The following is a 14338-nucleotide window of genomic DNA, read 5'->3' as shown; positions in this document are numbered from 1 at the left end:
TCACCGGAGCAGGTAGGGCATGTTGACCGTGACGGCCCCGGTGGGGCAGCGCGCCGCGCACGGGCCGCAGTACCAGCACTCGTCGACATGCATGTAGGCCTTGCCGTTGCGCTCGTCGATGGCGAGGGAGTCCAGCGGGCACATGTCCACGCAGAGCGTGCAGCCGTCGATGCACTTCGACTGGTCGATGGTCACGGGCACGTCGGCCCGCTGGGGCGCCAAGGGCATGGCTGTCTCCAGGAAGGTGGGCGGGCGGGTGGCGGGTTACCGGTTCCGGTGCAGGGAGCCGCTCATGGCGATGCGGTCCCCGCGGAAGCGGATGAACTCCAGGTCGACCGGGCGGCCGTCCTCGAGGTGGGTGAGGCGCTCCAGCATCAGGACGGCGGCGCCGTGCGGGGCCTCCAGCACGGCGGCCGAGTGGGTGTCCGCGCTGACCGCTTCGAGGGTGATCTCGGCGTGGCCGAGGCGCCGGCCGGTGACGGCTTCCAGCAGCCGGAAGACGTCGGTGTTCTCGAGGTCGGCACCGAGCAGCGCGGTGCCGATGTCGAGGGGGACGTAGGTGAGGTCGAGGGACAGGGGCAGGCCGTTCAGCCTGCGCAGGCGTTCGATGTACAGGACGTCGGTGCCGGGTGCCAGGTCGAGGCGGGCGGCGACCGGCGCGGGTGCCGGGGCGGGGCCCATCGTGCGGACCTCGTTGGTGACCCGGCCGTGCTCGCGCAGGGTCTCGGCGAGGCCCATCAGGCGGTCCAGGCCGTGGGGGTACTTGTGGGCCGTGACCACGGTGCCGACGCCGGGCCGGCGTTCCACCAGCCCCTCGGCCCGCAGCAGGTCGAGGGCCTCGCGGACCGTGTTGCGGCCGGCGCCGTAGTCGGCGGCGAGGGTCGACTCGTGGGGGAGGGCGCCGTCGGGGAAGGCACCGGTGAGCAACTGCCTGCGCAGCAGGTCGGCCAGTTGCCGGGCCCGGTCGGCGCGCAGCCGTCGCCGCGCGCGGTGGGCGGCGACGGTGGTCGCGGCTCCCTGTCCGGCGTGGTCTCGGATGCGGTCACTGGGCATGGACCGGACCATACCTATCCGATAGGGAAAGTGGTGTTGCGGCAATGTTGCGCCACCGGGAAAGTGACCGGCCCGACTGCTGAGCTGGCCGTTCGGTTCCCTCGGTGGCGGGAACCGCCACCGGGCGGGGCGGGCGCCGCCGCCTTCCCCGAAGGGTTACGACAGGGCCGTCAGTCCCGGCGCGAACGCGATCAGCAGGGGCAGCAGCGGCACGAGCGCGGCCGTGGTGGTGGTCAGGGCGCGGTGCCGGCGGTCCAGCCGCGGTGGCGGCTCCAGCAGCCGGTCGACCCGCTCGCCCAGCAGCCGGTGGCTGGAGGCGCAGGACAGCACGCCGCGGTGCTGGTTGAGTTCGATCAGGGCCAGCGCGGTGGTGAGATGGCCGCAGCGGCGCGAGGCCGTGTCGTCGGCGGCGAGTTCGACCAGGCGGTGCGTCTGGTCGCAGAAGTGCGCGAACAGCGGGATCCGCGGGAAGCCGGTGGCCAGGGCGGTGGACAGGTGCAGCAGCCAGTCGTGGTGGGCCCGGGCGTGGTTGCGTTCGTGGGTGAGCACGGCGTCGAGCTGGTGGCCGGTGAGCCGGTGCAGGGCACCCGTGGTGACGATCAGCTGGGGCGGGCTGCCGGGCATCCACCAGGCGTCCGGGTACTCGTCCTCCAGAACGAGGAGCGGTCCGCGGGCGGCGGGCAGGCCCGCCGGCAGGTCGGGGGCGCGCTCGCGCAGATGGGCGCGGGCCAGGGACCGGCGGCGGCGCGCCTCGACGAGTTCGCGCGCGAGCATCGCGGTGGTCCAGGCGGCCCCGCAGGCCAGCAGGAGGGTGAGGGCGGCGGCCCACGGCGGGGCGGCCGACAGGTCGTACGCCGCCGTCACCGCGGGCGGCGCCGGCGCGAAGAGCTGGGCCCGGACCGTGCCGAACACGGCGGCCGCCCCCAGGGAGAGCGCCGTGACGCAGCACAGCAGGACGGTGGCGACCAGGCACTGCCACACCCACAGCGCGACGACCGGTTCCCGCTCCGGCCACGAGGCCCGGGTCAGCGCACGGGGAACGGGGACGGCGGCCGTCACGGCGACGACGCTCAGCAGGAGCAGGCAGACGGTCATGGCCACGGGCTCCGGTTCCTGGTGGAAAAGGGGCGGCTACGGGTCGTGCGGAGGGAGGCGGTCGCCGTGCGCGCGGTGATGCGGCCGTCCCGCCCGCCGGTGACACGGCCGCGCACACCGGTGGAACGCCACGGGCGCACCCCACGCGCCGTGCACGCGCGGGTGCGCGCACACCGCCCGACGCCCAGTATGACGGGCCGGGCGGCGCGCGTCAGGGGCTGAACGCGGATGCGAGCGCCGCCGCCCCCTGTCCCGCGGGCCGGTTCAGCCGCTCACGATCCGGCCCGTCACCTCGCCCAGTCCCACCCGCACGCCGTCCGGGCCCGGGGCCCAGGCCGTCAGGGTGACCACGTCGCCGTCCTCCAGGAACGTGCGCTTGCCGTCGGGCAGTTCCAGCGGGTCGCGGCCGTTCCAGGTCAGCTCCAGCAGGGAGCCGCGCTCCCGCTCGGTCCGGCCGCTGACCGTGCCGGAGCCGTAGAGGTCGCCGGTGCGCAGGGACGCGCCGTTGACCGTCATGTGGGCCAGCTGCTGGGCGGCCGTCCAGTACATGGTGGAGAAGGGCGGCTCGGAGACGACGTGGCCGTTGATCGCGACGCTGATGCGCAGGTCGTAGCCGCCGGGTTCGTCGCCGGCGTCGTCCAGGTACGGCAGCAGCTCGTGCGTCCGGGCCGGGGGTGCGACCCGGGCCTCGTCCAGGGCGTCCAGGGGGGTGATCCACGCGGACACGGACGTGGCGAAGGACTTGCCGAGGAACGGGCCGAGGGGCACGTACTCCCAGGCCTGGATGTCGCGGGCGGACCAGTCGTTGAGGAGGCACAGCCCGAAGACGTGCTCGCGGAAGTCGGCCAGGGCCACCGGTGCGCCCATGCGGGAGGGCACGCCCACGACGAAGCCGACCTCCGCCTCGATGTCCAGGCGGACCGACGGGCCGAACACCGGCGCGGCGTCGGTGGGCGCCTTGCGCTGGCCCGAGGGGCGCTGGACCTCCGTGCCGGAGACCACGACGGTGCCGGAGCGGCCGTGGTAGCCGATCGGCAGGTGCTTCCAGTTGGGGGTGAGGGAGTCCTCCGCGTCGGGCCGGAAAATCTGGCCCACGTTCCGGGCGTGGTTCTCCGAGGCGTAGAAGTCGACGTAGTCCGCGACCTCGAAGGGCAGGTGCAGCGTCACCGAGGACAGCGGGTGGAACAGCGCCTCGACGGTCTCGCGGTGGGACGGCACGGTCACCCACGCGGTGAGCGCCCGGCGCACGTCCGACCAGGCGGTGCGCCCGGCCGCCAGCAGCGGGTTGAGCGTCGGCTGCGCGAGCAGGGAGGCGTACGGGGAGCCGAGCGCGTGGGCCGCGGCGCCCGCGTCCAGCACATGGTCGCCCAGCCGGACGCCCACCCTCCGGTCGTCGGAACCGGGGAGGGAGAACACGCCGTACGGCAGGTTGTGCGGGCCGAAGGGGTCACCCTCGGGGACATCGAAGGGGGGCATCGGGTGCTGCCTCGCTTTCGGGTGTGCCATGTCGTCGCCACGTGTCCGTGGTCCTGCCACACGTTACGTGCGACGCACCCGATCCGGGCAGGGTCCGGCGAGACGAACGGGACGAAGGGGGCAGGTGAAGCCCGTGCGGCGCCGCCGAACCGGCCGGATCGGTCGGGCCCGCGGGACCGGCGCGACCGGACGGGGAGCGTGACCGGCGCGCCGGACGGGGCACCACATGCACACGTGCCGGAAGTTATCCACAGGACGCGACGCAATCTTGACGGAGCGGTGCGAACAGGGCGACTCTGGGCGGGTGCCGGAAGGCCTCGGGGAGGGGGCGTTCCGACGGCACACCAGGGGGGCGGATGGCCATTGGGGAGGCCGGCCCGGGTTCGCTGCGGCATGGTTCACGGCTCGAGCGGCTGGAAGACACCATGCGCACGCGGCTCGGCCGGGAATGTGTGTACGTACCGTCGTGCCGTTTCGGGTTGTACGTGGCGCTGCGCCACTGGTGCCCGCCCGGCGGACGGGTGCTGATGTCGCCGGTCAACGACGACGTGATCTTCTTCGTCGTGCTCGCGGCCGGACTGCGGCCCGTGCAGGCGCCGTTGAACCCGTTCGACGCGTCCATCGACGTCGACGCGGTGCCGGACGAGGTGTGGGGCTCGGTGTCGGCCGTGCTGACGACGAACCTGTACGGCAACCCGGACCCGGCGCCGCGGCTGCGGCGCAGGTGCGACGCCCTCGGCATCCCGCTGTTCGAGGACGGTGCGCACGCGATCGGCAGCACGGTGGGGGGCCGGCCGGTCGGCGCGTGGGGCGAGGCCTCGGTGTTCAGCCTGTCCAAGCACGTGGGCGCCCAGGCCGGGGGCATGCTCTCGCTCGCCGACCCGGGGCTGGGCGAGGCGGTGCGGAAGACCTGCGCGGACCTGCTCGCACCGGGCCGGCCGCTGGCCGAACTGGCCTACCTGGCCCGGCCGTACGCCGAGGCGGCCGTGCGGGGGCTGCGGCTGCGCCGCGCCGCGTGGGCCGCGGTGCGGCTGCTCGGGCTGGCGGACCGCGACGAGATCCGCATGCCGCTGCGCCCGGACCTGCTCGCCCGCGCCGCCCGTCACACGCCGGGGCTCGACGCCCACCACCCCTGGGTGCGCGTGGACATGCACGACTACCGCCTGGAGTCCGGCCCGCTCCGGCTGGCCCGCATCGAACGCAGGCTGGCCCGGCTGGACGGAGTGCTGGACGCCTGCCGCGCGGGCACCGAGCTGCTGCTGGGCACGCCGTGGGCCACACCCCGTGACGCGTACGGGACACAGCCGTTGTTCCGGGTGCCGCTGTTCGTGGCGGACCGGGACGCGGCGATCGCGGCCCTGGCGCAACGGGGCATCGTCGTCGGCTACTTGTACGACCCGCCGCTGGACGACTACGCCGGTGCGGAGTTCACCGACCCCTCACCGGCCCCCGGGGCGGCCCGCTGGTTCGCGCGGCACGCGCTGCCCGTGGACCCGCTGCGGGCACGGACGGTCGTCGAGGTGCTGGAGCGGTCCGGTGCCCGGCCGGCCGCCCCGCCGGACGCACTGTCCGGGAGCGGGCCGACAGCGGGAGGGCTGGGGTAGTTCCGTGGCTGAGACCCAGGTGCACGAGTCCGCCGCCGCGCGCGCCGGCGACGGACCGCGGCCTGCCGACAGCGGGCACACCCACGACTCGCTGTTCAAGAACGCCTACTTCCTCATGCTCAGCACCGGCGTCTCGGCCGTCCTGGGGCTGGGCTTCTGGCTGGTGGCGGCCCGCTACTACTCCGAGGAGGCGGTCGGCCAGGGCTCGGCCGCCATCGCCGCGATGCGGCTGCTCGCCAGCATCACCGCGACCACGATGATCGGCGCCGTCGTCCGCTTCGTCCCGCGCGCCGGCCGGGAGACCGGGCGGCTGGTGTGGGGCACGTACGTGGCCAGCTCGCTGGTCGTCGCGCTCGCCGCCGCCGTCTTCCTGCTCACACTGGACGCGTGGGGCGCCTCCTACGCCCCGCTGGGCACGCCCCTGGCGGGCGCGGTGTTCGTCGCGGCGTGCGTGGCCTGGGCGCTGCTGACCCTCCAGGACGGCGTCCTCACCGGCCTGCGCAAGGCGGAGTGGGTGCCGGCCGGCAACGCGGCGTTCTCCGTCGGCAAGCTGGCCCTGCTGGCCGTGTTCGCCGGCACCCTGCCCGTGCTCGGCATCTTCGTCTCCTGGGCGGTGGCCATCGCCTTCTCCACGCTGCCCCTGGGCTGGCTGATCTTCCGCCGGCTCATCCCGCGGCAGGCCCGGGCCGACCGCGACAAGGACCCGCCGAAGCTGCGGGACATGGGCCGGTTCCTGGCCGGGGACTCCCTCGGCGCGCTGTTCAGCCTCGCCATGATCAACCTGCTGCCGGTGATGGTCGCGGTCCGCTTCAGCGCCGCCGAGAACGGCTACTTCTACGTGGCGTACACCGTCGGCGGCACGATGGAGTTCATGGCCATCAACATGGCCTCCTCGCTCACCGCGCACGCCTCGCACGATCCGCGCCGGCTCGCCGACGGCGTCCGGGGCGCCCTGCGCCGCATGACGCTGCTGCTGGTCCCGGTCGTGGCGGTCCTGGTCGTGTTCGCCCCGTACATCCTCACGCCGTTCAGCCCGGACTACGCCGAGCACGGCTCGACCGTGCTGCGGCTGCTCGCCCTCGGCGCGCTGCCCCGGGTCGTGGTGGAGCTGTACATCGGCGTGCTGCGCGTCCAGGGGCGCACGGGCGTGCTCGCCGCGCTCCAAGGGGCCATGTGCACCCTGGTGCTGGGCAGCGCGGCCGTGCTCTTCACCCCGGCCGGGATCGCCGGCGCCGGCTGGGCGGTCCTGCTGAGCATGACGCTGATCGCCGTCGTGTCCGCCGCCGGGCTGCGTGCGGCCCTGCGCCCCGCCACCAGCCCGCCCGCGCCCCTCCCGCCCGCGCCCCGCCCTTCCGCCGTACCGGATCCGGAGCCGGACCCGGACCCGGACCACGCCGCCTACGGCACCCGCTGGGCCAGGCTGAACGCCACCGCCGGGTACGGCACGACCTGGGCCCGCGACGCCGCGTACCGGCCGGGCGGCGACCAGGACACCGTCACCCTGTTCATCGGGCGCCCCGGATACGAACGCGAGGCACTCCAGGCGGACACGATGGCTCTGATCGTGCGGCCGGAAGGGGCCGCCGGGCACGGCCAGGTGCCGGCGGAGACCGGGGGAACGGGGCATGCGCCCGGCCCGGCGGTCCTGCCCGCGGGAGGGGACCCGGGGGAGCGGCGGCTGCGCGGCGCCCTGTGGAGTCTCCTCGGCGTCGCCGTGATCTTCTTCTGCGCGCCGCTGCGCGACCTGCCCTGGCTCGCACACCCCACCGGAACGGCGCCGACCGGACGGCAGTTGCTGCAGGGCCTGCCGTTGCCGTCGCTCACCGCGGGCGCCGTGCTGCTCGTGGTGTTCGCCGCCGCCGTCACCCTGCTCACCCGGCCCGGCCCGTGGCTGCCCGGCACGGCCCTGGCCGCCGCCCTGCTCGCCCTGCACACCGCGCCGGTCGCCCTCGGGTGGCAACCGCGGCCGGTGGACGGGGCGTGGTACGCGAGGGCGGCCGGCTCCCTGGCCGACGTGCTCGGGCTGGACGGGCCCGGGCCGCTGCTGCGCTGGGCGCCGCCGCTGTGCCTGCTGCTGTGCCTCGTACCGCTGTGGCCGCTGCTCGCCCGGGCGGCCGGACGCCTGCCGTGGCAGGGGCGCTGGGGGGTGCTGTACCTCGTGGCGGTCGGCGGCTGGGTGTGGCGTGACGCGCTCGCGCCCCTCGCGCCGCTCCTGCTCGCCGCCCTGTGCGTCCTCGCCGTCCTCGCCATCCTCGCCCCCCTGGCACCGCTCCTGCGCCGAGCCGCGCCGGCGTGGGGCCCCGTCCGCTTCACCCGCTCCGCGTCCCGCCGCGCCCCGCACAGACCGCCGGCCGGTCGCCACGACTGATCACGCCCGAGCCGAACAGAGCCGAACCGAGCCGAACCGCCAGGGGGGAACCACCGTGCGTCCGCCAGCCACTCCGAAGGAGAGATCCACGCCGGAACCCGCACCCGCACGGGCCGGCACGGGCACCCCGGACAGCCGTCCGGGAACCGCCGGGCAGGCGGCAGGCCCCGCCTCTCCGGAGTCGTCGGGCCCCGTCCACGAGCCCGTGACGGACCTGTCCGACCTGCCCCCCGGCCTGCCGGGGCGCCGCGCGCTCGCCTGGCCGGGCATCCCGCTGCTCGTGGCGCTCGCGCTGTGGGCGTACGCCGTGCGGCACACCGACGTCTCACGGCTCGACGACTACGGGCTGGTCAGCGCGCTGCACCCGGCGTTCTGGGCCGGACTGGCGGTCCTCACCGCCGGGTTCTTCCGCACGGTCCGCGACCCGCGCCACCCGGGGGTCTGGGCGGCGGCGTACGTGCTGGGGCTGCTGGTGATGGAGCGGGCCACCCAGGCCGTGCTCTACCCGACGCCGCTGTACGCCTGGGCGTGGAAGCACGACGCGGTCATCGACCACCTGCTGACGGCGGGCGGCCTGCAGACGGCCGACCAGGTCGGCGACATGGCCGTCTACGACCAGTGGCCGGGCTTCTTCGCCGCCCAGGCCGCCCTGGTGCGACTGCTGGGCGTGGAGTCGTCGACGCTGTTCATGGCCTGGTGGCCCCTGGTCTCCAGCCTGATGCTGCTGCTCCCGCTGCTGCTGATCTACCGCACCTTCACGCAGGACCGGCGGCTGATCTGGACCGCGGTCTGGCTGTTCTACGTCGCCAACTGGGTCGGGCAGGACTACTTCTCGCCCCAGTCGGTGGCCTACGCGCTGCACCTGGGGGTGCTCGCCGTGGTGCTGCGCCGCTTCGGCCGGACCACGGCGGGCGGCGGGCCGCGGCCCGCGGTGTGGACGGTGCTCGTCACCCTGCTGGTCACGGCCATCGTCATCTCCCACCAGCTCACCCCCGGCATGCTGGTCGTCTGCCTGCTCGCCCTGTGTCTCAGCCGCGGCCACCGCGACTGGGTCCCGCTCGCCACCACCGTCGTGATCTTCCTGGCCTGGTGCCTCACGGCCGCGCTGCCGTTCCTGTCCGCCGCGATGCCCGACATGATCCGCTCGGTCGGGGACGTCGGCGCCAACGTCGAGACCGGCTACGGCGCCACCCCGACGGGCACCGGGGCCGTCGCCACCTCCTGGGCGGCCCGGCTGCTGTCCGGCTCGGTGCTGCTGCTCGCGGCCCACGGCGTGCTGCGCCGGCGGGCGCTGCGCCACCGGGCCCGGCCGCTGCTGCTGATCGCAGCGGCCCCGCTGCCGATGTTCGCGGCGAGCAGCTACGGCAGCGAGATGATCTTCCGCGTCCTGCTGTTCATGCTGCCCGGCGCCGCCTTCTTCGCCGCCGCCGCGATCCTGCCCGGGGCGCGCACCCCCTCGGACGCCGGGCCGCGGGAGACCCACGACGTCCGGCCCGCCCTCGCGGGGGCCCGTCGGTGGGGGGCCGCCACCTGGGTGCCCCTGGGGGCGCTCCTGGCCGCGACCCTGGCGTTCGTCCCCGCCTACTCGGGCAAGGACCGGATCAACTACTTCCCGCCGCAGGAGGTGTCCCTCGTGCGGCAGTTGTTCGACCAGGCACCCGACGGCTCCCTCGTCGTCGCCGCCAACCGCAACTACCCGCTGGCCTACGACTCCTACGGAAGCGTCGACCACTACTGGTTCCTGGACGACGCGCGCAGTCACGTCGACCGGATCGTCGCCCGGCCCGCCGCGACCCTCGCCACCGACATGGCCGGGGTGGCGCGGCCGGCCCGCGCCTACCTGCTGCTCACCCAGGGGCAGTACGCCAACTCCGAGATGAACGGGCAGCTCACCAGGGCACAGCTGGACCGCATCCGGGACTCCGTCGCGGCCTCGCCGCGGTTCGAGCTCGTGGCGCAGAACGGCGCCGGGTGGCTCTACGCACTGAAGCAGCCGGAAGGAGCGCGGCGATGACACCGCAGGAACTCCTGGTCCGGATGGTGCCCCCGTTCGGCGGCTGGCTGGCCCTCGCCACGCTCGCCCTGCCCGGCGGATCACCGCTGCGCGGCGCGGCGGTCGTGCTCTTCCTGGCGGCGGGGCCGGGCGCCGCCCTGGTCCGGGTGTGCGCCCCCGCTCTGGCGGCGCAGCCCGCCGAGGGCCCGGCCGAGGGCCGCGAGGCGGAGTTCGCCCGCCGCTCCGACCTGCTGGAGCGGCTGATGCTGGCCCTGTTCGTGTCCGTCGCGGCCGTGATGCTCGTCGCGACCGTCCTGATCGCCACGCACACCTTCAGCGCCCAGCGCGTGCTGCTGACGCTGACGTTGCTGACCACACTCGCCGCGCTCTGCCCGCCGCTGCGCGCCTCGCCGCGGGCGCGGACGACGCCGACGACTCCGGAGGGTTCCGCTCAGTGAGGTTCGACCGTCCCCGTCCCTTTCTCCGCCGCGGCCCGGGCCGGGCCGGGCAGCACCGTGGGGAGCGCTCCGCCGGGCGGCGCCCCGGCGGGCCGTTCGCCTCGAAGCGGCGCCGGCTGCTGCTCACCTCCGCGACGGTGGTCAGCGCCGTCCTGGTCGCCGTCCTGGCGCTGCGCAACGCGTCGGGTCCGGAGCCGGGAACCGCCGGTTCCCGGGCCGGCTGCCGTCCGACGGCCTTGCTGGAGCCGCCCTGCGGGGCCTGGTTCGGCGCGTTCGTGCCGCACGAGCGGGACGACCTGCCGGAGAAGGTCGCCGCCTACGAGCGACGCGTGGGCCGCAAGCTCGACATCGTGTACACGTACCACGACATGTCGCTGCCCGAGGGGGCCCGCCGCGAGGGCCAGTTGCTCACCCCGGAGGAGCAGCGGGTCGGCCGGGACCGCATGCTGCTGCTGTCCTGGGAGAGCAAGTGGTGGGGCGGCACGAGGAAGCAGCAGCCGACATGGGAGCAGATCGCCGCCGGGGAACTGGACGAGCGGGTCGTCGACGTCCAGGCCCGGCGCATCAAGGACTACGGAAAGAAGGTGTTCCTCTCCTTCGACCTGGAGATGGACACCCGCACCCCCGCCAACGGCACACCGGCGCAGTTCGTGCGGGCCTGGCGGCACATCCACGACCGGTTCCGGGAACTCGGCGTCCGCAACGTGGTGTGGACGTGGATCACCACCGGCTACCTCGACCACGCCGACACGATGATGGCGATGTACCCGGGCGACGAGTACGTCGACTGGGTCGGCTACAACCAGTACAACTACTTCCGCTGCCACGACACCGGCTGGCGCACCTTCGCCCGGACCCAGGACGTCACGCACGCCTGGATCCGCGAGCACATCTCCCGGGACAAGCCGCTGATGCTCTCCGAGTTCGGCACCGCCGCCGATCCGGACCGCCCGGACCGGCAGGCCGAGTGGTACGCGCAGGTGCCTTCCGTGCTGAAGCGACTGGACGGCGTCAAGGCGGCCCTGCAGTGGAACTACCGCGACCCCGGGCCCCACTGCGACCTCGCCCTGGCCAACGACGCGGCCTGGGACAGCCTGCGCACCGCGGTCGCGGACCCGTACCTCAACCAGCCGCTGGAGTAGCCGGTGTCCTCCGAGCGACCGGCTACTTCACCACGACGTTGTCCCCGGACGACGTGGACGGTCCGGTGGTGGTGTTGCCGTAGTACACCCAGCGCCACGTACCGGTCGTGGAGGCCTTCACGGTCGTCCTGAGCTCACCCGAGCCGTTCGCGTACACCTTCTTCACCGTGCTGTAGGAGGCGGTGCCGGCCGGCTTGAACTGCAGGCTCACCAGGCGGCCCCCGTAGGAGGCGTACTTCCTGGCCTCCCAGTCGGCCCGCGTGACCTTCCCGGTCACCGTGATGGTCCGGCCCTTGTCCACCGGCTCGGGCGAGGCGTTGACGGTCAGGCGGGAGTTGCGCTTGACGTGGACCGTCAGATCCTCGTGGTCGGTGTCACCGCCGTCCCCCTTGAAGTGCACCCGGGCCGCGACCTTCCAGACCCCGGCCTCGCTGTTGCGCATGTCCCACACGCTCGGGTCGAAGTACATCGTCTCGTCGAAGTCGCAGACGCCCGCGCTCACCTTGTTGCAGTCGCTGGTCTCGATGGCGTGCCACAGCTCGTCCCCGTTGTCGCGGTAGAGGTACACCGCCGGGTACTCCCACGCCCGCGTGGTCGCCATCCGGAAGGAGGCGGGCACCGCGACCTCCTTCGACACCCCGATCACGACCGGCTTGCCGCCGTTCACCTGGACACGGGTGAACGCCACCCCGCCCTCGGCCGCCCCGGCCGGCACCGCGGCCACGGCCGTGAACACCGCCGCCGCACCACCGGCGACGGCGACTCTCCAGACCTGCTTGCCCACCTGATCCCCGATCTCCGTACGGAAAGGCGCCGGAGGCTCATCCCTCCGGCGCCTTACAGACGACCGGCTCCCCTACGGGGTTGTACACCCGCACATCACGATGCGGCCTCGGTCAGCCCGCGAACTCCGGGCCGCGCACCGCCGCCCGGGCCCGCCGGTACCAGCGCCAGGCGATCGTCCTCGGCCCGTCCCGGTACGGGGCGATCCGGGCACCCGCCCCCGCCAGCCAGCCCTCCACGTCGGCGAGGGTGTGGGTGCGCCGGACGATGAGCCGTGCGATGCGGTGGGTCTCGTCGCGCTCGGAGCTGAGCGCGTGCCGGACGGCGGTCGCCGTCTCGTAGCCCGCCCGGGCCGACATGGCCCGTACGCGCGGGCTGTTGTAGCCGTGCGGGTAGGCGAGGTGGCGCACCTCGTGCCCGAGGGCGTCCTCCAGCACCGCCTTGGACGTGCGGAGTTCGTGGGCCAGGTCCTTCGCGGACAGGGTGTCGAGCTGGGCGTGCGTGACGGTGTGACTGCCGATCTCCATGCCGGAACGTTCCAGCTCCACGGCCCGGTCCAGGGTCATCATCGCGGCGGGAGGCAGCAGACTGCGGCCGCCCGGGGTGATGGCGCCGGTGGTCAGATAGGCGGTCGCGGGCAACTCCCGCCGCGCCAGCGCCTCGGCGGTGGGGCCGGGCAGGTCGGCGAACCCGTCGTCGAAGGTGAGCAGCACGGGCCGCGGCGGCAGCGGTGCCCGCCCGGCCAGGTGGTCGGCGAGCGCGCTGATCGTGACGGGCGTGCGCCCGCTGCGCACGACGGCGTCCAGATGCGCGGCGAACTGCTTCGGCGTCACCGTGAACTCGGCGATCCAGTCCGGCGGATCGTCGCACACGCAGTGGTAGAGGAAGACCGGGATGACCGCACGGCCACCCGCCCCGTCCCGCCCCCGGGCCCTCCCACCGGCCCGTGAGCCGTGCTCCGCCGACGCCGCGTGCCCTGTCCCCTCCCGCGGGCCGGGCTCCGCCGACGCCGCGCCCCCCGCCCCGCCTGGCGTCTCCGGTCTCCTCCGGTCCCCGCCGCCCGTTGTCATCTCGCCCCCCGCACCGCCGTACGAAGCACCCGCCGCGCCCTGAGGTAGCCGAGCGGGCCGTAGAGCATGCCCCTGCGCTGCAGCCGGGACAGCCGTCGCGGCCACGGGTGGGTCCGCACGTCGTGGTCGCCCGGTGTGCCGCCGCCGTGTGTCTCGCGGACGGCCGTCAGCGCACGGGCGTGGGCGAGGCCGCGCGGCAGCCGCGCGAGGAACGCCGGCAGCAGCCCGGGCCGGTTCACCAGGACCGCCGTGAGGTAGGCGGTGAGCCCGGCCCCGTAGCCGTAGGCCTGCGTCTCCAGGTCCCGCCAGGTCTCCCGGTGGTGGTGCCAGACCAGGGCGTACGGCGTGTAGTGCAGCCGGTGGCCCTGGGCCAGGACGCGGACGAAGCCGTACAGGTCGTCGCCGCCCCGGGCGGCCGTCCCCGCCCCGGTGGCCGGGTCGAAGCCGCCCACCTCGCGCAGCACCCGCGTCCGGAACGCCATGTTCGCGCCGGAGCCGAACCGCCCCGCCGTGAACGGGAACAGCGGCTCGTCGCCCGGGGGCCTCGCCGGGTCGTACGTCCTGGGGGTGAAGCCCTTGGCGAAGCCGCCGTGGCTCTCCAGCAGCACCTGGGCCGGCGTGGTGAGCCGCGCGGGCAGGATCAGGCCGGTGGCGCAGCCGAGCCGGGCGTCCGCGGCGAACGGCGCGGTCAGCTCGGTCAGCCAGCGCGGGTCGGCGACCACGTCGTCGTCGGTGAAGGCCACCACCTCGCCCGCCACGGCGGCCAGCCCCGCGTTGTGCGCGGCTGCGAGCCCCGGAACGGGCTCGCAGACGTACCGCACGCGTTCGGCGTACTTCCGCTCGATCAGCTCCCGGGTCCCGTCCGTCACGGGCGCGTTGTCGACGACGACGATCTCGAAGCGCGGATGGTCCTGCGCCAGCAGGGAGTCCAGTGCCCTGGCCAGTTGCCCGGCCCGTTCCCGCGTGGCCACGACGACGCTCGTGAACGGCGGCTCCCCGGACCGCTCCGGCTCCTCGCCGGGTGCCGCCGCGCACTCCACCGCCGCACGGGCCGCCAGCACGGCCTTCGGGTCCGCCCCCTCGGGAACCCGTCCGAGCAACGTGCCCACCGGCCGGCCGCCCTTGCGCACCAGCACGAACACCTCCCCGGACGTCACGGGCAAGCTGCCCGGACCCGGGACGAGCACCGCCTCCCCGGCGCCGAGGTCCAGCTCGGCGACCTGCACCGCCCCGATGGCCAGGAACCGCCGTATCTCCTCCCGCGCACGTGCCGTACGGGCCATGCGCCCTCCCCCC

General features: G+C 74.5%; 12 protein-coding genes. 5 read left to right on the top strand and 7 right to left on the bottom strand.

Annotated features, from left to right (window positions below; translation table 11 throughout):
- From ACZ4M5_RS31270 to fahA, 4 genes are all read right to left on the bottom strand, one after another.
- Entirely contained in the window at positions 1–228 is a 228-nt protein-coding gene (locus ACZ4M5_RS31270) for a 4Fe-4S dicluster domain-containing protein (RefSeq protein ID WP_398112084.1), read from the bottom strand.
- A gap of 36 nt (positions 229–264) precedes the next feature.
- Positions 265–1053 carry a GntR family transcriptional regulator gene (locus ACZ4M5_RS31265; protein ID WP_467741831.1) on the bottom strand — a complete coding sequence of 263 codons (789 nt, stop codon included), beginning with the start codon at positions 1051–1053 and terminating at the stop codon, positions 265–267.
- 156 nt (positions 1054–1209) lie between these two features.
- A complete protein-coding gene (locus tag ACZ4M5_RS31260) occupies positions 1210–2148 on the bottom strand; it encodes a M56 family metallopeptidase (protein WP_467742018.1) in 939 nt (312 codons plus the stop codon).
- Positions 2149–2412: 264 nt separating this feature from the next.
- Positions 2413–3624 carry a fumarylacetoacetase gene (fahA, locus tag ACZ4M5_RS31255; RefSeq protein WP_467741829.1) on the bottom strand — a complete coding sequence of 404 codons (1212 nt, stop codon included), beginning with the start codon at positions 3622–3624 and terminating at the stop codon, positions 2413–2415.
- A 356-nt stretch (positions 3625–3980) separates the two neighbouring features.
- Here fahA and ACZ4M5_RS31250 point away from each other — a divergent pair, with 356 nt between their 5' ends.
- The 5 genes from ACZ4M5_RS31250 (at position 3981) to ACZ4M5_RS31230 (ending at position 11189) form a co-directional block, all read left to right on the top strand.
- Positions 3981–5228 (top strand): DegT/DnrJ/EryC1/StrS family aminotransferase, encoded by a 1248-nt coding sequence (locus tag ACZ4M5_RS31250; protein WP_467741827.1) that lies wholly within the window; start codon positions 3981–3983, stop codon positions 5226–5228.
- Between the two features lie 4 nt (positions 5229–5232).
- Complete coding sequence (locus ACZ4M5_RS31245) at positions 5233–7596, top strand: lipopolysaccharide biosynthesis protein (protein WP_467741823.1); 2364 nt, start codon at positions 5233–5235, stop codon at positions 7594–7596.
- Between the two features lie 205 nt (positions 7597–7801).
- Positions 7802–9610, top strand: a complete 1809-nt coding sequence (locus tag ACZ4M5_RS31240) for a glycosyltransferase (protein ID WP_467741819.1) — start codon at positions 7802–7804, stop codon at positions 9608–9610.
- Positions 9607–10047 (top strand): hypothetical protein, encoded by a 441-nt coding sequence (locus ACZ4M5_RS31235; RefSeq protein ID WP_467741817.1) that lies wholly within the window; start codon positions 9607–9609, stop codon positions 10045–10047. The genes ACZ4M5_RS31240 and ACZ4M5_RS31235 overlap by 4 nt, the downstream gene beginning before the upstream one ends.
- Positions 10044–11189, top strand: a complete 1146-nt coding sequence (locus ACZ4M5_RS31230; protein ID WP_467741815.1) for a glycoside hydrolase family 26 protein — start codon at positions 10044–10046, stop codon at positions 11187–11189. The genes ACZ4M5_RS31235 and ACZ4M5_RS31230 overlap by 4 nt, the downstream gene beginning before the upstream one ends.
- 22 nt (positions 11190–11211) lie before the next feature.
- Here ACZ4M5_RS31230 and ACZ4M5_RS31225 read toward each other — a convergent pair whose 3' ends face one another.
- The 3 genes from ACZ4M5_RS31225 to ACZ4M5_RS31215 form a co-directional block, all read right to left on the bottom strand.
- Positions 11212–11973 carry a hypothetical protein gene (locus ACZ4M5_RS31225; RefSeq protein ID WP_467741813.1) on the bottom strand — a complete coding sequence of 254 codons (762 nt, stop codon included), beginning with the start codon at positions 11971–11973 and terminating at the stop codon, positions 11212–11214.
- A 112-nt stretch (positions 11974–12085) separates the two neighbouring features.
- The gene (locus tag ACZ4M5_RS31220; protein WP_467742016.1) at positions 12086–12868 is read right to left on the bottom strand and encodes a polysaccharide deacetylase family protein; all 783 of its coding nucleotides are present in this window, start codon (positions 12866–12868) and stop codon (positions 12086–12088) included.
- Positions 12869–13038: 170 nt separating this feature from the next.
- A complete protein-coding gene (locus ACZ4M5_RS31215; protein WP_467741811.1) occupies positions 13039–14325 on the bottom strand; it encodes a glycosyltransferase family 2 protein in 1287 nt (428 codons plus the stop codon).
- Positions 14326–14338: the final 13 nt, after the last annotated feature.

It is taken from the genome of Streptomyces sp. NPDC026246 (assembly GCF_055567995.1).
This window is presented reverse-complemented; position numbering and strand designations above follow the sequence as displayed.

What these genes read in the sequence shown, in the direction of transcription:
- ACZ4M5_RS31270 (WP_398112084.1), bottom strand. Translation starts at nt 228, where the DNA reads ATGCCCTTGGCGCCCCAGCGGGCCGACGTGCCCGTGACCATCGACCAG.
- ACZ4M5_RS31265 (WP_467741831.1), bottom strand. Translation starts at nt 1,053, where the DNA reads ATGCCCAGTGACCGCATCCGAGACCACGCCGGACAGGGAGCCGCGACC.
- ACZ4M5_RS31260 (WP_467742018.1), bottom strand. Translation starts at nt 2,148, where the DNA reads ATGACCGTCTGCCTGCTCCTGCTGAGCGTCGTCGCCGTGACGGCCGCC.
- fahA (WP_467741829.1), bottom strand. Translation starts at nt 3,624, where the DNA reads ATGCCCCCCTTCGATGTCCCCGAGGGTGACCCCTTCGGCCCGCACAAC.
- ACZ4M5_RS31250 (WP_467741827.1), top strand. Translation starts at nt 3,981, where the DNA reads ATGGCCATTGGGGAGGCCGGCCCGGGTTCGCTGCGGCATGGTTCACGG.
- ACZ4M5_RS31235 (WP_467741817.1), top strand. Translation starts at nt 9,607, where the DNA reads ATGACACCGCAGGAACTCCTGGTCCGGATGGTGCCCCCGTTCGGCGGC.
- ACZ4M5_RS31215 (WP_467741811.1), bottom strand. Translation starts at nt 14,325, where the DNA reads ATGGCCCGTACGGCACGTGCGCGGGAGGAGATACGGCGGTTCCTGGCC.